The organism is Pseudoduganella namucuonensis, from assembly GCF_900116645.1.
Classification (GTDB): Bacteria; Pseudomonadota; Gammaproteobacteria; order Burkholderiales; family Burkholderiaceae_D; genus Rugamonas; species Rugamonas namucuonensis.
On record NZ_FPBO01000006.1, the window covers coordinates 160,086 to 181,889 of the forward strand.

Genomic DNA, 21,804 nt, shown 5'->3' on the forward strand with positions numbered 1-21,804 from the left:
TTGTTTTCAAAGTAAATTTAATTTGCAACGGCGGGCGGGTATGGGTGACAGGGGCTTTCGCTTCGGCGACTGGCAGATAGATCCAGACAGCAATACACTGAGCAATGGCACGGCCCAGGCTCAGCTGGAGCCCAGGGCGATGGATGTGCTGCGCTATTTATGCCGCCATCCGGGCGCCGTCATCCCAACGGAAGAAATCCTCGAAGCCTGCTGGGGCAGTTCCGAGATGGGTGACAACCCCATCCACAAGGCCATCACCCAGCTGCGCCGCGCGCTGGGCGACTCCGCCAGCGAACCCCGCTATATAGAGACAGTCCGCAAGCGCGGCTACCGCGCCATGGCGGCGGTGATCGCCAATGAGACGGCCGAGGAAGGCAGCTGGCTGCAGGGATCGCCGTTCCGGGGGCTGGAGGCTTTCCAGGAAAACCACGCCGCGATCTTCTTCGGAAGGATGCAGGCGTGCTCGCAGTTGCGGGAGTTGGTTACCAAGCAGACCGAGCAAGGCAGTGCCATGGCGCTGGTGCTGGGACCTTCCGGCTCGGGGAAGACTTCTTTGGTGAGGGCAGGTTTGCTGCCGCAGTTGATGGAGGCGCAGGCGGGGCCGACTTCGCCGATCGCGCTGGCTTGCACGCTCTACATGGATTGCGCGGATCTGGCGGAGGGAAATCTGTTCCAGGCGCTGGCCGCCGTGCTTATCGATGCGGAAGTTGATGGAAAATTGCTCTTTTCCGGCGAAAATGCAGAGGCTCTAGGCAAGCAACTGGACTCTTTAGATGTCGAAACTATCGCCGGAAGGTTTGATGGATTCTCCGGAAGAATTCGAATCAGCTTGTTTGTAGACCGCCTAGAGGCCATTTTCCGGGCCCCCGGAGTGACCGACGAGATCCGCATTCGATTCGTTGCCGTGTTGGAACATTTGTCGCGCTCAGGTGCGATTCTGGTGATGCTGGCCTGCCGCAACGACTTCTACCCCGATGTCGTTGCCCTATCCGCGCTGATGACATTGAAATCTCGCGGCGGTCACTTCGACCTCACCCCTCCCGATGGCGCAGATATAGCCCAGATAGTTCGCTTGCCCGCTCGTGCAGCTCAACTGCACTTTGAACAAGATCAAACGACTGGTGCAAACCTCGACGACATTCTTTGTGATGCAGCACGTGGCAACCCCGACACACTGCCGTTATTGCAATATTGCTTAAATGAGCTTTACCGGCAGCGTCGCGAAGACGGAATGCTCTGTCTAGAAGTCTTCAGGCAGCTGGGTGGAATTGAAGGCTCAATTGCTGTTCGAGCTGAGCAGGTTGTAACAGCCCTGGCCCCAGCGCAGCTCTCAGCCCTACCACATGTGTTATCGCTGCTGGTCGATATTGCAGAGGAAAAAGGCGCCATAACTGCTCGCCGTGCAGCTTGGTCAGCCTTGCAGGGCGCTAATGAACGCGACTTGGTGCGTGCGCTGGTCGAAGCGCGTCTGTTCGTCAGCGAACTATCCGGCGACGTCCCGAGTTTTGGAGTCGCGCACGAAGCGCTGTTGCGCCGCTGGCCTCGTGTTGCGGAATGGATAGAAAAGCACCGGAATGCGCTGCAGGTACGCACTCGTCTTAGCCTAGATGCTGATCGCTGGATCGCCGCAGGCCGTCCACGAGACTTGCTCTTGCCTGCTGGGAGCCAGATTAATCAGGCCCGTGGTCTTATGGATCTGGTGGGGTTCTCTCTTGCCGAACGAGAACTTGAATATGTCCAATCCTCGCTACGGCGTGTGAAATTAGGCGAGCGTATCAAACTCTTGGTCATGAGCTTTGTCGTCGTCTTGGCCATTCTTGCCGGCGTTCTTGGTCTCGCAGCTCGTAGCTCACAACAGGAAGCGGAGCTGCATCGTATTGAGGCAGAGGGCTTGATGGGTTACATGCTAGGGGAGTTCGTCGAAAAACTCCGTCCACTTGGACGATTGGATTTGCTGGATGGCATCAGCAGCAAAGCACTATTGTATCTGGCCGAGTCTAAAACGGTGGATGAAAATCAGACATCTTTAGCGCAGCGTGCCAAAGCACTGCACTTGATTTCAGAGGTCAATTATGCGCGTGCTGATTTGAGTTCAGCATTGAAAGCATTGACTGCTGCGAGATCCATACTTCAAAAGCAAGACTTCGAAGGCAATGTCTCCAAGAGCCTATTGAAGGATTTAGGCGCAAATTCATTCTGGCTCGGACAGATCTATTTAGATCGGCGAGATTGGGCACTCGCTGGAAGACATCTGGAGGAATATCGTAACTATAGTCATCGCTTGGTCAATTTGGATCCTACTGACATCGACGGAATGATTGAATTTGCATACTCCCACAATAGCTTAGGAAAGCTCGCACTGAGACGAGGTAACTTTGATCAAGCTGCGGCGGCCTTCACGACATCAGTGAAATATGAGCGAGACGCACTTGCAAGAAAACCAGGAACGCAGAACTTAATTGCCGATCTGGCAAACAGTTTGTCTTGGTTGGCCAGCACAAAAGCAAGGCTTGGCGAATTAAACGAAGCAATGTCGTTATACGTTCAAGAAGAAGCGTTACTTAGAGAAATTCATGCGACAGCCCCAAGTAACGCTACATGGGCACTAAGGCTGGCTACGTCGATGTGGCGTCAAGGCGAACTATTCGTAGCATTAGGAACTCAGGGAATCGCAATCGAAAAACTTAAGAATGCTGAAATTTTATTCATTGGATTAAGCCAAAAGGATCCAACTAACCGTGAGTGGCAGCTTAAGTTGCTTGCAGTTCAACTGAGACGAATTGCTGCAGCCAGTGTGAACGTTACGTCTATCTCAACCATTTCCGAACTAAGCATATTGCATGAGAAATTATCATTATTGAGTAAGCTCGATCCCAAACATAGCGAGTTGGCACAGTGGACAACATCCGCACTGCAAGAGAAAGCTAGCGCATTTCTTCGAATGGGACATATTCAGGAAGCGCAAAGTACTCTAGCGGGGACGATAACAACACTTGAGCACCTTTACAATGGGGACAAGCAAAGTCTATCTCTGACATTAAATCTTGTACAGGCACTACTTATTCAAGCAGAAATTGCAGACGCAAGAAAGAATAGCGCAGAAGTGGTGTTTGCCTGCAAAAGGGCAGAATCATTGTTAAGCAATGCGACCCTCCATGATTCAGATTTTCGCGCACTAGCATTGCAAGTTAGGGTATATCTTTGCATAGGAGAAGAAAAAAAGGCTGCGCCATATATCAATAAACTCAATCGAATGGCATATCGCGAATTTCGATATAACCAATACATTTCCCAACCACGACATAGAAAAGGCTAGTGATGTCCACCACATGCAAACCGACTCCACCAACCGAGTTCACGAACGTATTAGTTACCGCAATTCCTGAAAAAGATTCAGTTACCGGAAAAACCAAATATAAAACAACTTTCTCCCCGGAGTCAATTACAATCACTACCAACGACGCGGTGATTAACTATCAACTAGTGGAGCCCACTCCGAAGGATGTCAAATTCAAGAAAATGACGGTAAAGCCGGAAGATAATGACCAATTAAGTGTGCCATCTATTAGCAAAAGCGGAAAAATAATTACTTTCAGCGACGCGAACACTACGAAAGAAACACTGGCAATCTCCCTAAAATTCAGTGATAGCGCAGGGACTGAATTCGTGGTGGATCCCGATGTGAATAATGATCCAGAGCCTCAATAGGTAATTCGGGCGGCGGCATTGAAATCTATCTATGCCGCCACCTCCCAATCCTCGGCGAGACGACCACCGAACCAACCAATGTCAACAATTCATAGGGGAACCGCCCTGAATCCACCGTGACATTACAAACGAAAATGCCAGTAACGGTCGAATTCAGACCGATTGGCATTGACAACGCATCATTACTTGCCGCAAATCTGTCGAAGGTTTATTTAAAGAACGAGCCGAAAAACCTTACAAAGGAAGACAATGAGAACTCTGATTTTCTCCCTCTGGGATAAAAGCCGTCATGGGCAAAAAGAAAAAGACAAATCTTCAGACCCAAGCATTCTATCCAACGACGAAGTTGGTTTAGTTGCTGGCGCTCCAGAAGTTGTTAATGATCCTGATCCAGTTTAACATTTCGTTAATGTGCGCCCCTGATTTCCGGACTTGATAATATCTCAGATCAATACCGATCACTCCAATATTGACCATATCATTGCCGAATTTTCACTCATCAAATTTACAATGGAGAATAGCATGATTTTCCTTTACCAGCTTACATTAACTCCTAACAACAAAGTAATTTCACTTAACGATCAGCCACAAGAAATGCTGAAATTACTGACTGATGACGAGCTTCTTGCTATTTCTGGAGCCCCAGACGTCAATAATGACCCTCAGCCAGTTTAAGGCATCGATAGATTTTGACGCCATTTCCTAAAGCGATATTATCGGGAGTTTTTGAAAAATTAGCTTTAATAGAGAATTGTCAACCATGAATAAAAACCCACAATCTTCGCCGATCGATAACCCACAGACTCTTTCTGAGGAAGATATTGCGGCGGTAGCTGGCGCCCCAGATGTCGAAAATGAGCCAGACCCACGCTAAAATCGTCTATTGACAATTTTCTTGGCAAAAAAGTTCGCTTTTAACAATTGTCTCGTGACACTCCAATAGCGAGAGTTTATTGCGCGGCTTGTATGTTCAAGGCTTTCAGTTAACATGGGCCGCTCTTGATCTCTGGGCATCAGCGATGGTGTAGATCTCCTTCTTTGTTGCTAACATTTTCTTTAGCAATGTCATGAATTCCTGGGACTGTTCCCCTATGAGAAACGTGACTTTACTTCCTAAAATATTAGTAACATCTAACGTTTAGATAGCGTCAAATGGATAGTTTTTTCAGAAAGTTGCCTTGGTGACATGATGGGATTCAAAGAAACTGTGGTAGAAGTGATTTCATAGCGCAATTGGGAAGTTGATCAAATTGAGCATTCCAGTTCTACAACGGAGGGTATGTCTACCTCAGGTGCACAAAAATGTGATTAAGGCTGCAATTTCGTCTTCAGACAGAATTCGTGGGATATCGCTCACTGAATTGTTTGTTAAAACGGCATTATCTCCAACTCAGAGCTCTTGGTAGTTTTTGGAAACCCTGAGTTTGAAATGACCACATCGCAATTATTTCGGGCAATGAATCGGGCCGTCGTATTGAGTCTTTCGATTTTTCAAAGCTCTTGGTCCCGCCATCCTCCACCGCACTAAGATACGAACCAAGTTTCAACTGAAAAAGAAACATCTGTGAAGAGAAATCTATTTAGGCCGGAAGCGGTCGCGCATAAAAATCAGCGCCTGCATGGCGCCGTCATCCTATCCCGCACTTGGTCATATCCAGCATTAACGCTGCTTTTCTGCGGGATAGTTGCCGGCCTTCTCCTGTTTGCCTATCACTTCGGTTTCACTCGAAAGGAAACCGTGACCGGCTTGGTCATACCGAATCGCGGCGTGATTCAGCTCGCCGCGCCCCAACAAGGAATCATTACCCAAATCCGCGCCTCCGAGGGCCAGGCGATTAACGTCGGTGATCCATTGTTTGTCCTATCCAGTGAGCGGACCAGTGCCAAAGGCGAAACGCAAGCCTCCGTCAACGACGCGCTGGCATCCCGCATCACCCACTTGCGCAAGGAATTGGACCAGCAAGGCCTCCAAAGCGCCAACAAGCATCAGGAGATATCCGCGCGCCTGGAGAATCTCCACGCGAGCATGAGGCAGCTCGAAAGCGAACTGGTGTTACAACGCCAAAAGACCAAGATCGTCCGCGACCTGTCCAGCAGCCTGAACGAGCTTGCGGCCGAAGGCGGCGTCTCCCAGAACGCCGCCCGTCAAAAGGCGGCGGATCTCATCGAGCAGGAGACAAAGATATCCGCCCTGGAAGGCCAACGGCTGGCCGTGCAGCGCGACATCGCGGCATTGAACGCTTTGCTCAGCGATCTGCCATTGCAAGGCGGGCGCGAAGCTTCCCAAATAAAACGCGGCATCGAGGAACTGAAACAGCAAGCCAGCGAAAGCGAAGCGAAACGTCAGCTAATCGTGCGGGCCGAGCAAGCTGGCAAGTTGGCTGGAATCGTCGTTGATGTAGGCCAGGCCGTCACGGCAGAGCAACGCCTTGCCAATCTGCTCCCCAAGGACAGCTTGCTGGAAGCCGAGCTGTACGTCCCCACCAAGGCTGCCGGCTTTGTGCGCCCCGGCACCGAAGTCTTGTTGCGCTACGACGCCTACCCCTATCAAAAGTTCGGCCAGTTTCATGGCCGCGTACGTGAAATCTCGCTCACCACCATTCCCCTGGGCGAGCTGCAGCGAGGCCGTGGCTTGTCATCTGGCTCGAACTCCTCGCCGATAGACGCCTCGGAGCCCGTATATCGCGTCCGCGTGAGTTTGGACGCGCAGGACGTTGTCGCTGCGGGACGAGCGTATTCCCTCAAGCCCGGCATGCAGCTGTCGGCCACGCTGGTGCTCGAGCATCGAACCCTGCTGGAATGGGTACTTGAGCCCCTGCTCAGCATATCGGGACGTTTGTGATGGAGTCGCATTAAATTGGAAATGATCGGACTGCGCCGCAAGGTGCCCATCTTCTTGCAGACCGAGGCCAGCGAGTGCGGCCTGTGCAGCCTCGCCATGGTCGCGGACTACCTCGGTTGCCGCACCGACCTGGCGTCGTTGCGCCTGCGTTTCCCCATCTCCCGCAAAGGGGCGACGCTTCAAAGCCTGATACAAATCGCGCGCGCGCTGAAGCTCGACAGCCGCCCGCTGAAACTGGACATGCACAATCTGCCGCAGCTGCGGCTGCCGTGCGTGATCCACTGGGACATGGATCACTTTGTCGTGCTGGTCTCGGTTTCCGGCCGGCGGGCCGTCATCCATGATCCAGCCATCGGCGTGCGCAGCTTTACGATGGAAGAGTTCAGCAAGCACTTTACCGGCATCGCGCTGGAGCTGAGCCCGGCCACGGATTTCACGCCCACCGACCAGAAACTGCACTTCACCTTGCGTGGCCTGATGGGCCATATCACCGGTCTGAAGCGCGGCCTCGGGCAAATCCTGCTACTGGCGCTGGGACTGGAAACCATAGCGATCGCCCTTCCCTTCTTTCTCCAGTGGGTTGTGGATCACGCCTTGGTATCTGCGGACCGCGATCTGCTTACTACCCTGGCGTTGGGATTTGGACTACTGGTGCTGATTCAGGCCGCCATCAGTGCCGTACGTGGCTGGTTTGTTGCGGCCATCAGCACGCAGCTCAATTTCCAGTGGCTGGGAAATGTGTTTGCGCACTTGGTCAAACTGCCCTTGGAGTACTTCGAGAAGCGCCATGTGGGCAACATCATGTCCCGCTTCGGATCCATCACAACCATTCAGAAGACGCTCACCGGTGGCTTCGTCCAGGCGATGGTTGACGGCCTGATGGTTGCCGGCACCTTCGGCATGATGCTGCTGTACAGCCCTCGCCTGGCGAGCGTCTCGCTGATCGCTGTGGCGATATATGCCCTGATGCGCTGGGCGTTGTTCCATGGGCTGCGCACGGCGACGTCGGAGCAGATCATTCACGCGGCCAAGCAGACGACGCACTTTTTTGAAACCGCCAGCGGCATTCAAAGTATCCGTCTGTTCGATAAAGGCGAGCAACGGCGTTCCGGATGGCTAAACATTTTGGCCGAACAGTTCAATGCGGAGTTGCGCATTCATCGTATCCGCATCAGCTACGAAACGGCGCAAACGCTGCTGTTCGGCCTGGAGCGCGTGCTCGTCGTATGGCTGGCCGCCAGCGCGGTGCTGGATCGCTCGTTCACTGCGGGGATGCTGTTCGCCTTTATCGCTTACAAGGATCAATTTTCGACGCGGCTCGCGGCCTTGGTCGACAAGATCGTCGAGTTCAAAATGCTCAAGCTGCACGGCGAAAGGGTGGCCGACATCGTGATGGCGGAAGCCGAAGTCATGAGCGGCCATGAAGCCGACGAAGTCGATCTGACGCAGGTCACGCCCAGCATCGAGCTGCGCGGCATCTCGTTCCGCTATTCGCCAACCGAACCCTACGTTTTCGAGAACATCGATCTGAGGATCGAAGCCGGGGAATGCGTGGCGATCACGGGCATTTCAGGCTGCGGTAAGACAACCTTGGTCAAAGTGATGCTGGGGCTACTAATGCCCACGCACGGCGAGGTGCTGGTGGGCGGCAAACCGATTCAGCGACTGGGGCTGACCGCGTATCGCCAGATGATAGGAACCGTCATGCAGGAGGACCGTCTCTTTTCTGGTTCGATCGCCGATAACATCAGCTTCTTCAATCCCCTGCCTGAATGGGACCGTATCAAGGAAAGCGCTCGCCTGGCAGCTATCGATACAGAAGTTGAAAGCATGCCCATGGGCTACAACACCATTACCGGTGACAGCGGCGTTGGGATCAGTGGCGGGCAGAAGCAGCGAATACTGTTGGCTCGAGCCCTCTATCGGCAGCCGAGCATCCTGGTCCTGGACGAGGCGACGAGCGAATTGGACATCGCCAATGAGAAAAGCGTAAACGCCACTGTCAAGTCTATGGGCCTCACCAGGATTGTGGTCGCGCACCGGTCGGAGACGATCGCGACTGCGGATAGGATCATTTCGGTCAAGGGTGGGAAGCTGGTTTGCCATGATGATAATTTCAGTTTGACAAAATGTACTGCTTAATTGCAGAATGAGCACTCCCTGATCGCAACAAGAAATTTGCTTCATTAGCATCTAATGCGCGACTAAGTTCAAAAATGAAAGCGCCAGCGACCTTGAGCAATTTGGCTGACGCCGAGGATGCATGCAGATTTGACAATACGACCGCGTTGAATGAGGAATGGATTACCAGCTATATTTACCAGATAATTTTTAACCATGAGAGGAGAAATATGAAATTTGTAAAAAAGTTACTGGAGAAATTTACAGCCAAAGACATCTCGACTATTAACAATGATTTCAGCCTTGCTGCCAAGCCGCTTTCGGACTTCGAAATTATTGCCGTGGCCGGTGGTCCAGATTTGGACAATGATCCACCACCAACTTAATAGGTCGTCATCAAAACCAACTCAACCATTATTTAGCGAACCTTACAGTTTGATGGCAGCAATGGCGACTCCATATCCAAGGAAAACATCTCCGATGCTTCAGTTTCACCTCAATATTGGATGAGCAGGAATTGAGCTAAATTTATTTTAAGAAACGGAACTCGTAATGCCCCGAATTTCGGGGCATTCTTACATTTGAGCATAGCCAAATTTGGAATTTCATGGAGAAACAAATGCAAAGGACAAAGCAGGTGGCGCACAAATTTTTCCAAAAGTGTAATATAGAGGCTCATCGTTCAGGAGGATGACCGTCAACCACCCCGGCCTAAAGGCCGGAGCGTGTAAAGGCTCGGTTGACCAGACTTAGCGCAAAACGTCGCGCTACGTTGCAACGAAGTACAAGACGCACCTTGGGATGCTTCCTCAGTCCTAAGCTCTGCAAGCGGCAGGAGCAGACAAGCATAGGGTACGCACGAAACGGCCTGTCGCAAAGTTCGCAAGAACCTAAGCTGCGTTGCAACACTGTCGAGGGGAGCGGCACCGCAACGTGTCCGTCACTAGGCGCGTAAGCGCAATTGGGGGTATCAACGTGGCAGTATTTGTGTTGGACAGGAAGCAAGCGCCGCTGATGCCATGCAGCGAGAAGCGCGCGCGCAAGCTGCTCGCCGCCGGAAGGGCGCGCGTACATCGCCTGTTGCCGTTCTCTATCCGGCTTGTCGATCTCGCGGCCGTAGATTGCGTCTTCCAGCCGGTCAAAATCAAGCTCGACCCTGGCAGCAAGACCACGGGCATTGCCCTGGTTCGCGAGAGCGAAACACGGGACGCGGCGACGGCTGAAGTCAAGCGCTCAGCCAACGTCTTAACCCTATTCGAGTTGGTTCACCGGGGCCGTCAGATCAGCGAGGCGCTGAACGCCCGCCGCCTGATGCGCCGACGCCGCCGTGGCAGTCTGCGCCACCGCGAACCTCGCTTCCAGAACCGTGGGAATCAGGGACACGGTTGGCTCGCGCCGAGCCTGCGACATAGGATGGATACGACGCTCGCATGGCTGGTCCGGTTGCGCAAACTGGCGCCAGTGACAGCTATCGCGCAGGAATTGGTGCGTTTCGACATGCAGAAGATGGAAAACCCAGAGATAGCCGGCATCGCATACCAGCAAGGCACGCTGGCGGGGTACGAGGTGCGCGAGTACTTGCTTGAAAAGTGGGACCGCAAGTGCGCCTACTGCGACGCCAAGGACGTACCGCTCAACCTCGACCACGCGCACGCCAAGGCTCGGGGTGGATCGAACCGTGTTTCCAATTTGGTTCTGTCCTGTGTGCCATGCAACCGCAAGAAGGCCGCGCGCGACGTCCGGGAATTTTTGGCCCACGATCCGGCTCGGCTCGCGCGCATCCAATCCCAGTTGAAACGTCCGCTGAAGGACGCCGCCGCCGTCAACGCCACGCGTTGGGCCTTGTCTCATGCGCTCAAAGCGACTGGATTGCCGCTCACGACAGGATCGGGCGGTCTGACAAAGTTCAACAGAACCCGCCTCGGCATTCCCAAGACCCATGCGCTCGATGCCGTTTGCGTGGGTATGGTCGATGCCGTCGTCAACTGGCTCAAACCCACCTTGGCGCTCAAAGCGACCGGGCGTGGCTGCTACCAGCGCACGCGCCTGGATGCCTACGGTTTCCCACGCGGCTATCTGACGCGAAAAAAACGCATTCACGGCTTCCAGACTGGGGATATGGTCAAAGCCCTGGTCACAAAAGGCAAGAAGATCGGCGCGTACACCGGGCGCGTCGCAGTGCGCGCAACCGGCAGTTTCAACATACAAACGCAACACGGGGTCGTACAAGGCATATCACACAAGCATTGCAAGATCGTTCAGCGTGCGGACGGATATGGTTACTCACTGGTGGCAAAAACGGACGCGACTGGCACGCCACCAAAGCAAGGAACGCTGCGCGTTCCTTGCCCTGCCACCCCGGCCTGAAGGCCGAGGTTTCACGCGCAAATCTGATGAGGCAATCGATCAAAGCGGCTTTGTTGTCCGGTCTGCTTTTCCCGGGGCTCGGGCAGATCCTGGTGCTCAAGCGGTTGGCGCGGGGATGTATTTTCCTGGTGCCGACGCTGTTGGGCGCTCTCTATATTCTGAAAGTGGCATACACGCAGATGAACGCGCTGGCCGGCCGGCTGGCCGACGGTTCGCTGCCTTTCGACGTGCAGCTGATCGCCGAGCAGATCGCCGCCTCGCGGGTCGATGGCCCGGCCATGACGGCGGCCACCCTCGCCTGCGTTCTATGCTGGTCCGCCAGCATCCTCGATGCGCTCTTCTTCGGCAACGATCCCCATCTCTCCCCCCACCCCAAACTGAAGGAAGGAAATCCATGAGACAGCCTGTCTATGCGTCGGCCTTTGTGGCCGCGTTTTTGTTCGCGGTGTCGGGTGCTGTGTTGGCGCAGGGCGCGGGGATCAAGCGCACCGTGGTGACGAAGTCGGACGTGGCGGCGCCGGGGCACGAGGCGGTGGTGGCGCGCGTGGAGCTGGAGCCGGGCGCGGTGGCGGGTCGGCATACGCATCCGGGCGATGAGATCAGCTATGTCCTCGAGGGCGAGGGGGAGTTGCTGATTGATGGGGAGGATCCCAGGCGCGTGAAGGCGGGGGAGGCATTCGTTATCCCGGCGGGGAAGGTGCATGACGCCAGAAACGTGGGCGGGACGGTGATGAAGCTGGTTGGGGTGTATGTAGTCGAAAAAGGAAAGCCGCTGGCGGCAGCGGCTAAGTAGAACTTGGGTTCCCCCGTTCCGGTCGTTTCGCAGGCGCAGAGCGATGCTCTGCGAAACCCCTGCTTCACCCTGCGCGGGAACGACGATGTGCGGCGGACCTGGTTCTTCTTGCACGGGACGGACTATTACAGCAGGCATGGGCTCTACGCCGTGAATTCGCTGCTAGACGAGGCGACGGAACCGGGAACAGACCCCGATTCGGCGGCGCTGATGATGGCCAGCGCCGTCACCGAGGGGTCTGTCCCCTGGATGCGGCGCGGGTGGATGGGGATCAGCTCAGCTTGGCCGCGTGCTCGCGCGTGGCGTGGAATTGCAGCTTCGGCCAGCGTTCCTGCGTCAGGCGCAGATTCACACCGGACGTCGCCAGGTACGCCATGTTGCCGGCGGCGTCGTAGGCGACGTTGTGGCCCAGGGCGGCTTCGAAGTCGACCAGGGATTTCTTGTCGTCGCTGGAGACCCAGCGCGCGCTGCTGATGCTGGTGCCTTCGAACACGGCGTCGACGCCGTATTCGTTCATCAATCGGCTGGCCACCACCTCGAACTGCAGCACACCCACCGCGCCCAGCACCAGTTCACCGCCCTGCACGGGCTTGAAGACCTGCACCGCGCCCTCCTCGCCCAGCTGCTGCAGCCCCTTGTGCAACTGCTTGATCTTCAGCGGGTTGCGGATGCGGACCTGGCGGAAGAAGTCCGGCGCGAAGTACGGGATACCGGTGAAGGTCAGCGCCTCCCCTTCCGAGAAGCTGTCGCCGATCTGCATGTTGCCGTGGTTGGGCAGGCCGATGATGTCGCCGGCGTACGCCTCTTCCACCTGTTCGCGCGACGATGCCATGAACGTCACCACTGACGACACTTTCACCTCGCGCCCCAGGCGCAGGTGCTTGACCTTCATGCCGCGCTCGAAACGTCCCGAGCACACGCGCAGGAAGGCGATGCGGTCGCGGTGGGCCGGGTCCATATTGGCCTGGATCTTGAACACGAAGCCGGTGAATGGCTGTTCGGTCGGTTCGACCACGCGCACGGTGGCGTCGCGGCCGCGCGGCGCGGGCGCCCAGTCGACCAGCGCGGACAGGATCTCGCGCACGCCGAAGTTGTTGATGGCGGAGCCGAAGAACACGGGCGTCTGCACGCCGGCCAGGAATTCCTCCAGGTCGAACGGGTGCGAGGCGCCGTTCACCAGCTCCACTTCCATGCGCAGCTGGTCCATCTCGAGCGGGAACATCTCCTGCAGGCGCGGATTGTCGATGCCCTTGATGACCTCGAAGGACTGGTCGGCGCTCTCCTCGCCGGCGCGGAACAGCAGGATCTCGTCGCGCAGCAGGTGGTACACGCCGCGGAAGTTCTTGCCCATGCCGATCGGCCAGGTCACCGGCGCGCACTGGATTTTCAGCACCGATTCCAGCTCGTCCAGCAGTTCCAGCGGGTCGCGGCATTCGCGGTCCAGCTTGTTCATGAAGGTGACGATGGGCGTGTTGCGCATGCGGCAGACGTCCAGCAGCTTGATGGTCTGCGCCTCCACGCCCTTGGCCGCGTCGATCACCATCAGCGCCGAGTCCACCGCCGTCAGCACGCGGTAGGTGTCTTCCGAGAAGTCCTGGTGGCCGGGGGTGTCGAGCAGGTTGATGATGTGGTCGCGGAATTCGAACTGCATCACCGACGAGGCGACGGAAATGCCGCGCTGCTTCTCGATCTCCATCCAGTCCGACGTGGCGTGGCGGCCGCTCTTGCGGGCCTTGACGGTGCCGGCCATCTGGATCGCGCCCGAGAACAGCAGCAGCTTCTCGGTCAGCGTGGTTTTACCGGCGTCCGGGTGGGAGATGATGCCGAAGGTGCGGCGGCGCTTGACTTCGCGCGCGATCAGCGCGGGCGTCTTGCCGCCCGCCGCTTCGCTGTTCTCAACACTGTTTTCCGGGTTACTGCTGTCGATTTCGTTGGCCATAATTCGCGACCATTTTATGGCCCCGCAAAAAACCCATGATTTTACAGGTTTACAACCCCGCCTTCAATCTGTCTTCACCCTGCGCCAGCCCACCTTGTGCGCGTTGGCCGAATTGAGCTCGGTCAGCGGCTTGGTCAGGGTCTCGCCCTTGGCGGTGGTGACGATCATCTTCAGCTCGCCCTTGGGCAGGCGGATGATGATGAAGCCCACCGCCGCCGACGTGTTGGACAGCGTGGTGCCGGCCACGGTGCCGGTGGGCGGCGTGCCGGTGCACACGTCCAGGCCATACACGTTGCTGGAGCCGCCCACCGAGCAGGCCGACGAGGAAGTCGGCATGTTGGTCACCACGTTGGCCACGCCGCTGACGATTTTCGGGTCCAGGTTCATGCGCTCGCCCGCGTTCAGCGTCCAGTCGAAGTACCAGCCGCTCTGGGTGTTCAGGTCCACGTCGTTGGTGGTGATGGTGTAGGTGTTGACGTTGCTGCTGGAGCCTTGCAGGCTCAGGGTCTGCCGCACCATGCCGGCGCCGCGCACGCTGACGGCCGCGTTCACGTCCTTCACCAGGTACAGGCTTTGCACGTCGGTGTTGGCGGTGTCGGGTACGTCCAGCAGCCGTCCGGTGCCGAACAGCACCACGCGCTGCGCGTACAGGGTGCCGGAGGCGTCGGCGGCCTGGCACAGCGTCACGTCCGGCCGCGTGGTGATGGGTTGCAGCGCGCCGGTGTCGCCCAGTTTCAGCAGGCCCACGTTGGTGGTCGCCGTGTCGGTCAGGTCGAAGCGCCACAACTGGCCCTGGTTGTCGCCGCCGTAGATGTAGGTGACCACGGGGTCGGTGGCCGGGTCGGCCGAGATGGCGGTGATCTTGGCCAGCCCGGACGGCGTGGTGGTGTCACCGGCCAGCGTGGACACCTTCTTCAGGATGGCGCCGGTGGCCACGTTGACGATGTACAGCGTGCCCTGCCCGTTGCCGGTCGCCACGCCGTCGGTGCCGGGCACGTTGTTGTAGCCGGAGGTGAGGAACACCACCCACTGCCCGCGCCACATGCCGTATTGGGCGTTGCCGAAGGTCAGGCCGATGTCCGGGTCGTTGAGGGCGCAGACGGTGGAGTCGGCGCACAGCTCCCACAGCACCACCGGGTTGGCGGGGTCGGTCACGTCCAGCGCGTAGAAGCCGCGGCCACCGCCGTTCAGGCCCGCCACCAGCACGGTCTTCCACACGCCGCCGATCTGCACGTCGCCCAGCTCGGGCGAGCCGTCGGTGGTGAAGATGTGGTTGGTGCCGTAGGTGGTGCTGGAGAGGTTGTACAGCTTCTTCATGGTGATGCGCGGCACGTAGGCCCACAGTTCCTCGCCGGTGGCGGCGTCGAAGGCGTGCAGCATGCCGTCGTTGGCGGCGGTGAAGACGGTGCCCGCGCGGGTCGCGTTGTCGGTCTTGAACTGGTCGTAGCCGGTGGTGGTGTAGCTCTTGCGCGGGTCGCGCATGTAGGCCGGCTTGGACGAGGCGATGTCGCCCAGCACGATGGGGATCGGACCGGCCGCGCCGGACGGCGTGTTGGTCGTCATCGTGTAGGCGCGGAAGATCTCGTCGTTGGCGTAGGTCTGCACGCCGCGCAGCCAGTTGACCATGTGGGTGCCGTTGTTGACGATGTCGCGGTCGCTGGAGGACAGCAGCGTGCACTGCGACAGCGAGGTGCACTTGTTGGCGAACCAGGCCTTCTCGGTGGCGTTCATGGCCGCGTACTTGAATTCCTTCTTGGCGCCGGTGGTCGCGGTGTCCTGCATGTAGATGGTGCGCGAATCGTCGGCCACCTTCAGGCCCACGGTGTCCGAGCTGACCCACACGGCGGTGGTACCGACGATGCCGGTGGCGGGGTCGATCTTCTTGTCCGACAGCTCGCCGTACCATTTCACGGTGGTGAAGGTGTCCGAGAAGATGTCGTTGTCCTGCTGCGAGATGTTGGGGGTGGAGGTCGCCGCCGCCGCCGCCGCGCCGACCGAGACCTGCATGTTGGCCAGCGCGGACGCCAGCCCCTCCACCACTTCCTTCGGTTCGTTGGCGCTGAAGTACTTGCCGTGGCCGTTGATGGCCGCGTGCCACAGGTCGTCCACCCGCTCTTGCACGGTGCTGGCGGTGCTGGTGGTTTGCGGGTCCGGCCAGACGTAGGCGCCGCCGCCGTTCCAGGGGCAGCCGCTGGTCACGCCGGTGATCAGGTTGTAGAAGTCCCCGCCCACCTTGGGCGCGGTGTCGTAATTCGCCTCGTAGGTCATCACGCCGTCCATGCCCAGGCCCAGCGTGTAGGTGTTCATGTGCAGGTGGGTGTTCTCGCCGGCGGCGGCGGGCACCGATCCGGGCTTGGTCATGTCCGGTTCCAGCGAGGGCCGCAGCGAGACCGTGCCGGTGCTGGAGCCGCCGTTGTACCAGTGCAGCGCCACGTCCGAGATGGAGGGCTGGGTTTGCGCGCGGGGGTCCACGCAGCCGCGGCTCTGGGTGCAGAAGCGGTCCGAGCTCTCCACGTTGTCGTTGTTGACCACGTTATTGGTGCTGCTGCCGTTCCAGTAGCCGTCGGTGGTCAGGATCAGGAAGTTGGGCTGGCACGGGTACTGCACCACCTCCTGGCCCGCCGCGTAGTTGTAGGGCGTGAGGTTGGCGTACATGCGGCCCACGTTGTCCATCGCCGTGCGGATCGGGGTCGAGCCGCTGGTGGTGGTGTTGTACAGGGTGCTGTACCAGTTGGTGCGCGAGGTGCCGGTGAAGTCGGCCGGTTTCATGTCGATCGCGCCCGCCGCGCCGGCGGCGGACAGCTTCACGTAGCCGACACGGTAGTTGGCGTTGATGGCGGCGAAGGCGATGCCCACCGACGTCTTCATCATTTGCAAGCGGCTCTTGTAGTAGGTGTACCAGTTGGCGAAGTTGGTCATTTCCTCGGTATAGGTGCACACACCGGCGGTGGCCACGCAATCGACCCGGTCGGCGGCCTTGGGATAGGTGGTGCCGCTGACGATGTTCACGCGCACGAAGGTGCTGGGCGCCTCGGAACCGGACGACAGCGCCGCCGTGGTGGCCGGTATGGTGTCGGTGATGCTGGTGCCGCTGACGGTGGTGAAGGCGACGCTGCCGCCGTTGGTCAGCGTGCCGGTGGTGACGGTGCCGGTGTTGGAGGTGACCGTGCTGTTGACGATGCAGACCGTGGTGCTGGGTTGCTGCGCGCAGTAGCCGGTGATGTTGTTGCCGCCGGTGTAGGCCTTGATGGTGGCGCTGGTGGCGGCGTTGGCGTTGATGGCCGCGACGATCTTGGACACCACCGTGGTGGCGCCGACGTTCCTGGTCAGGCCGATATTGCTGGCGATGGTGGTGCCGGCCAGGCGCACGTAGGACAGCGCCGGCGTGCCGCTGTTGGCCGTGGTGCCGGTGACCGACAGCAGCGCCGTCGGCGGCTGGCCGGTGGTGGCCGGCGTGGCGGTGACGGTGTTGACGTTGACGGTGATGCCCCAGCCGGAGCGGCTGTTGTCGTTGATCGTCAGGCAGTTGGTGGTCGACTTGGCGCCGCTGCACAGCACCGGCACCACGGCCACCACGCTTTCGCTGGCGAGGGTGATGCCGAAGGTCGAGCAGGCCGGCACGGTGGGCTGGCCGATCGGCGTCTTCACGCAGGCGTAGTACTGGTTGGTCAGCCCGGTCTTGGCGATGATGCTGGCCGCCAGCGCGCTGGCCAGAGTCTGCTGCTTGAGGGCGGTGTTGGTGCCGCTGGAGGCCGTCACGGTGCCGTTGGTGATGGTGCGCTGGGTGGAGGGGTCCGGGATGGTCACGGACGTGATGTTGAGCGAGCTGCTGGAGCCGGAGGCGCCGATCGTGATGGTGCCGTACGACGCCACGGCGCCGCTGGCGGTCGAATAGCGGGGATAGATGTAGCTGCCCACGCGCTTGGCCTGGCAGGTCACCAGCGCGGTGGTGGTGCACCAGCGTACCTTCACCGGCACCGGATAGCCGGCCGGCGCGGCGGCGCCGGCGGCGGTCGATTTGCATACCGTCATGGTGTCGTCGGTGCAGTATTCGGCCACCGCGATGTTGTAGTAGTACGGCCCGGTGGTGATCGCGGTGGCGGTCCTGTAGGTGTTGTCCGGGTAGGTGTAGGTGGCGGTGTTGAAGCGGCAGTCGGTGGTGTTGCTCGGGTCGCACCACTTGAGGTCGGGGAAGCCGTTGGTCAGGTTGATGGTGGTGTCGCTGGCGCCGTACAGGTCCTTGTTGAACACGCCGAAGCCGTCGCTGGCCACGCTGGTCCAGTTGCTGGTGGCGGTCGCCGTCTGTTCCGCGTAATAGGTGCCGTCGGCCTTGATCGGCGGCTGGTAGCGGATCTTGGGGTTGTAGATCTGGCGGTTGAAGTCCGGCGACATGAACGGCGGATGGCCCACGTTGCACGAGGTGACCCCGTTCGACAGCTTGGCGCTGGAGCGGCACAGGTTGTCGTTGACGTGGTCCGGCGTGTAGTGCTGCTCCATGGAGCCGGAGTTGTCGAACAACAGCATCAGATTGGGCTTGACGGTGCCCGTGCCCGTGATGTTCAGCAGCGGCACCTGCGCGATGTTGGTGGTGGCGGCCAGCGCGGCCGGCGGCAGCAGGGCCGCCGCCAGCGCGAGGAGGGCGAACAGCGGCGCGGCCGGGCTGGCGAGGGTGGCGAGTTTGCGGTTCATGTCGGGTCCTAATAAAAAGGCGGTGCGGTGCGGCGGAGGCGTGCGGCGGGCCGTCACGGCCCCATCATCACCACCGCCTGCGTGACCACATTGCCGCCGCGCGCGCCGAAGATGCGCGAGGTGACGACGTAATGCAGTTCCGGAATGGCGTTGTACTCCGAGCGGTCGGACGACAGGCTGTCGCCCAGGCGCGTGGCCGCCCCCACCCGCGCCTTGCTGGAGGTGACGGTGCAGCGGTTGACCGGGTTGGTGGAGTTGTAGTCCCCGGCGAACATGCACATGCGGTTGATCACGTACTGCACCCGGTTGCCGGCCGGGTCGGTCAGCGTCACGGCGCCGGTCCAGAAGCCCGTGCTGTTGACCGACAGCGTGGGGTTCATCGTGGCCTGGTAGCCGTTGGCGGCGTCGTTCTGCAGCAGCGTCGCGCGCGGCGTGGTGCTCAGATACTGGAACGCCGTGTGCAGCCCCAGGTCGGCCGCCTTGCTGAGCGCCGAGTCGTAGGCCAGGTTGGAGGTCGTCAGCGTGGTGGAGGTGGTGGACTTCACCAGGTACACGCTGCTGATCAGCATCACCGTCAGCATGATCAGCATGACGGGCAGCGCCAGGCCGCTTTGTCGTTGATGGGGCGTCATGCCGGCCTCCAGCCCGCGTTGCGGATAGGGACGATGGTTTCGAATACCCGGTAGCGGTAGCACTTCCAGTCGACCGGGTCGCCGGTGATGGCCACGCTCACCGTGACCGGCGCGGCGGCCACGCCGGCCGGGCTGGCCGCGGCGAACGCGGTCGGCAAGGTGCTGGTGGCGCTGCACACGCCGGAGGAGCCGGGCTTCTCCGGCGCCGCGCTGCGCGCCACCACGGCGATGCGCACCGCCGCCACGCGGCGGTAGTCGCCGGCGCTGCCGACGCCGCCCAGCCCGTCCGCGTCGATCATGGTGTTCGACCATTGCGACACCTGCATGCCGGCCGACGCGCTGAAGATGGCGTCGGCGCGGGTGTCGAAGCCGTATTGCGCCTTGAGCGCGACGATGTTGTCCACCACCGCCGAGCCGGCCGTGGTGGCGCCGGCCAGGTTGCTGGCGCGCAGCAGCAACACGCCGTTCTGCACCGACCAGGTGTGCAGCGACAGGTTGCGCGCCGGCCCCAGGTTGAACACGCGGGCGCGGCCGGCGGTGTAGGCGTTGCCGCCCAGCGTGCCGCTGTTGAAGCGCGCCGCGCCGCCGCTGGCGAAGGCCAGCGTCGAGGTCAGCGGGTCGGCGCTGAGCTGGGCCACGGCGCAGTTGCCGCCGCCGCTGGGCTCGGGCGCCACCACCACCACGTCGCCGCTGGCGAAGCCGAACGGGGCCTGGGTGTCGATGTCCAGCGCGTCCGCGCCCAGGTAGGTCGAGCGCACCTTGACCGAGCCCACGCCGCTGGACGCGCTGCCCGAGTACAGGCTGAGCTGGTCCGAGCCGGTGGCGCTGTTGGTGATCACCACCGGCGCCAGCGGCGTGATGGTGGCGGCGCCGCGGGTGGCGCTGGCCAGCGTGTAGCCGTCGGTGTCGCTGAGGGTGGTGTCGCAGCCGACCAGCAGCTCGTCGTTCAGGCCCCAGCCGGCCTGGGCCGCGTCGCCGTTGATGGAAAACAGCGCCAGCATGCCGTTCTGCATCTGGTCCGAGCCGCCCAGCGAGGACGTCTTGTTCTTCTCGGCGCCCACGATCAGGCGGGTGGCGAACATGATGGCCAGCAGGCCCACCGTCACCGCCACCATCATCTCGACGATGGAAAAGCCGCCGGCGCGGCGCGGACGAGTGAGGCGCATCATGACGCGTCCGCCACGTAGGAGGTCAGCACATGGCGGTTTTCGGCGCCGCCGGCCTTGCGGGTCCAGCGCATGCTGATGTCCACCCGCGAGCGGCCCACCTGCGGCGTCACCACCACCGACACGATGGCGTTCGGGATCGCCACCCGCGTCTCGGCCAGCCAGGGCGACAGCTGCGCCGTCGGCGTGCCGTTCTCGGCCACCGCGTAGCTGGCCAGGTTGGCCGTGTCGTTGCTCATCATGCCGAGCAGGCGCTCGCCGGCGATGGTGGCCTCGGCGCGCGCGCCGGCGTCGGACAACGCCGAATAGGCGCGCGCCTGCATGCCGACCGTGCCCATCAGGCCGATGCCGAGGATGACGATGGCGATGATGGCTTCCAGCAGGGCCACGCCGCGCTGACGGCGCGGCGCCGGGGGCCGGCAAGGGATGCGGGGTGGCGTGTTCATGGCGGGCAGGCGCGCGAATCGGGCGCGTTCACGGTGGGGTTGCATTTGGTCGCCATGCCGGCCAAGGTCACGCTGACGGCGACGGACGGGATTTCGCCGTGGTAGCGATCGGCCGGGTCCAGGCGGATGCGGGTCAGGCGCGCGTCCACCGTGGTGTCGACCCAGCCCAGCGAGGTGAAATAGATGGTCGAGGCGCCGTCGGGCACCAGGCTGGGCGCCAGCACGTCGGACTGCGGCAGCGAGTCGGCGGCGCGGAACACGGAGGTGAAGCCGGCCGCGCCGTCCGGGTCGTTGGCGGCCGCCGTGGTGGTGGTGGACCACGCGCCGCTCTGGTCGTTGCAGGGCGTGCCGGTGACGGGGAAGCAGATGTCGACCTGCCAGTCCATCTGGCCGTTGGCCAGGTTGGGCGACAGCACGATGCGGCTGGCGGCGTTGTGCAGCACGGCCTGGCGGCGCGCCATCGAGAAGCCTTCCGCGTAGAACTCGCCGGCCGAGGTGGCCTTGTTCATGGTCACCCAATGCGACATGCTGGGCATGCCCAGCGCCAGCACGAAGGCGATCACGGCCAGTCCCATCATCAGCTCGATGAGGGTGGCGCCGCGCTGCCGGCGTATGCCTAGTGGGAACATACGCCGCCCTTGCGGTCCACCCAGCAGGTGGCGCTGGTGCCCCAGCCGCTCGGCGAGCCGGTGGTGGCCTGGCTGCCGTTCTGGTTCACGGTGTAGACGAAGCCGTCCGTCTTGCCGATGCCGGTGGCGGTGATGACGTAGGCCGAGGTGGTGGCGCCGGACAGCGCGTAGGTGAAGTTGGACGTGTTGGCGGGGAAGGTGCTGGCGGCGTCGAAACCGACGTAGGTGCGGTTGTTGGCCCAGAACTGCTCGGCGGCCGGCTGCGCCCCGCCCAGGGAGGAGAAGGCCTCGCTCAGGCGGCCGCGGGTCAGGTAGTCGGTGTACGCCGGCAAGGCCACGGCGGACAGGATGCCGACGATGGCCACGACGATCATGATCTCGACCATCGAGAAGCCGTGTTGTATGCGTTTCATCATGGTGCGCTCCGTGGTTGCATGGCCCCATGCCATGCCGGTCATGGTAGCGTCCGTAG

At 60.2% G+C, this 21,804-nt stretch carries 17 protein-coding genes; 10 read left to right on the top strand and 7 right to left on the bottom strand.

Features of this window, described 5'->3' with window-relative positions:
* The first annotated feature begins 40 nt into the window (after positions 1-40).
* The 10 genes from BM436_RS08780 (at position 41) to BM436_RS08805 (ending at position 11,831) form a co-directional block, all read left to right on the top strand.
* Complete coding sequence (locus BM436_RS08780; RefSeq protein ID WP_093555130.1) at positions 41-3,316, top strand: winged helix-turn-helix domain-containing protein; 3,276 nt, start codon at positions 41-43, stop codon at positions 3,314-3,316.
* A 2-nt stretch (positions 3,317-3,318) separates the two neighbouring features.
* On the top strand, positions 3,319-3,708 hold the full coding sequence (locus BM436_RS36065) for a DP-EP family protein (RefSeq protein WP_143133019.1): 390 nt from the start codon (positions 3,319-3,321) through the stop codon (positions 3,706-3,708).
* Positions 3,709-3,957: 249 nt separating this feature from the next.
* Positions 3,958-4,107, top strand: a complete 150-nt coding sequence (locus tag BM436_RS36995; RefSeq protein WP_177307064.1) for a hypothetical protein — start codon at positions 3,958-3,960, stop codon at positions 4,105-4,107.
* Positions 4,108-4,230: 123 nt separating this feature from the next.
* Positions 4,231-4,383: a hypothetical protein gene (locus BM436_RS37000; RefSeq protein ID WP_177307066.1), complete on the top strand. Its 153-nt coding sequence runs from the start codon at positions 4,231-4,233 to the stop codon at positions 4,381-4,383.
* 889 nt (positions 4,384-5,272) lie between these two features.
* Complete coding sequence (locus tag BM436_RS08785) at positions 5,273-6,550, top strand: HlyD family secretion protein (RefSeq protein ID WP_093555131.1); 1,278 nt, start codon at positions 5,273-5,275, stop codon at positions 6,548-6,550.
* Positions 6,551-6,571: 21 nt separating this feature from the next.
* Positions 6,572-8,692 (top strand): peptidase domain-containing ABC transporter, encoded by a 2,121-nt coding sequence (locus BM436_RS08790; RefSeq protein WP_093555132.1) that lies wholly within the window; start codon positions 6,572-6,574, stop codon positions 8,690-8,692.
* A 74-nt stretch (positions 8,693-8,766) separates the two neighbouring features.
* Positions 8,767-9,057, top strand: a complete 291-nt coding sequence (locus BM436_RS36070) for a hypothetical protein (RefSeq protein WP_143133020.1) — start codon at positions 8,767-8,769, stop codon at positions 9,055-9,057.
* Positions 9,058-9,658: 601 nt separating this feature from the next.
* Positions 9,659-11,038 (top strand): RNA-guided endonuclease IscB, encoded by a 1,380-nt coding sequence (iscB, locus tag BM436_RS08795; RefSeq protein WP_229489788.1) that lies wholly within the window; start codon positions 9,659-9,661, stop codon positions 11,036-11,038.
* A gap of 26 nt (positions 11,039-11,064) precedes the next feature.
* Positions 11,065-11,436, top strand: coding sequence for a hypothetical protein (locus BM436_RS08800; protein ID WP_143133021.1), 372 nt, complete (start codon positions 11,065-11,067; stop codon positions 11,434-11,436).
* Positions 11,433-11,831 (top strand): cupin domain-containing protein, encoded by a 399-nt coding sequence (locus BM436_RS08805; RefSeq protein ID WP_093555135.1) that lies wholly within the window; start codon positions 11,433-11,435, stop codon positions 11,829-11,831. The genes BM436_RS08800 and BM436_RS08805 overlap by 4 nt, the downstream gene beginning before the upstream one ends.
* A 271-nt stretch (positions 11,832-12,102) precedes the next feature.
* On the opposite strand, the gene BM436_RS08810 is transcribed toward BM436_RS08805, so the two are convergent.
* The 7 genes from BM436_RS08810 to BM436_RS08840 form a co-directional block, all read right to left on the bottom strand.
* A complete protein-coding gene (locus tag BM436_RS08810) occupies positions 12,103-13,770 on the bottom strand; it encodes a peptide chain release factor 3 (protein ID WP_093555136.1) in 1,668 nt (555 codons plus the stop codon).
* A gap of 63 nt (positions 13,771-13,833) precedes the next feature.
* Positions 13,834-18,459, bottom strand: a complete 4,626-nt coding sequence (locus tag BM436_RS08815; RefSeq protein WP_093555137.1) for a PilC/PilY family type IV pilus protein — start codon at positions 18,457-18,459, stop codon at positions 13,834-13,836.
* A 53-nt stretch (positions 18,460-18,512) separates the two neighbouring features.
* Complete coding sequence (locus tag BM436_RS08820) at positions 18,513-19,091, bottom strand: hypothetical protein (RefSeq protein WP_093555138.1); 579 nt, start codon at positions 19,089-19,091, stop codon at positions 18,513-18,515.
* Positions 19,088-20,260 (bottom strand): PilW family protein, encoded by a 1,173-nt coding sequence (locus tag BM436_RS08825; protein ID WP_229489687.1) that lies wholly within the window; start codon positions 20,258-20,260, stop codon positions 19,088-19,090. The genes BM436_RS08820 and BM436_RS08825 overlap by 4 nt, the downstream gene beginning before the upstream one ends.
* Complete coding sequence (locus BM436_RS08830; RefSeq protein ID WP_229489689.1) at positions 20,257-20,748, bottom strand: type IV pilus modification PilV family protein; 492 nt, start codon at positions 20,746-20,748, stop codon at positions 20,257-20,259. Before BM436_RS08830 ends, BM436_RS08825 begins: the two co-directional genes overlap by 4 nt.
* Positions 20,700-21,332, bottom strand: coding sequence for a pilus assembly FimT family protein (locus tag BM436_RS08835; RefSeq protein WP_093555140.1), 633 nt, complete (start codon positions 21,330-21,332; stop codon positions 20,700-20,702). The genes BM436_RS08830 and BM436_RS08835 overlap by 49 nt, the downstream gene beginning before the upstream one ends.
* Positions 21,320-21,748, bottom strand: a complete 429-nt coding sequence (locus BM436_RS08840) for a type IV pilin protein (protein WP_307664846.1) — start codon at positions 21,746-21,748, stop codon at positions 21,320-21,322. The genes BM436_RS08835 and BM436_RS08840 overlap by 13 nt, the downstream gene beginning before the upstream one ends.
* Positions 21,749-21,804 lie beyond the last annotated feature (56 nt).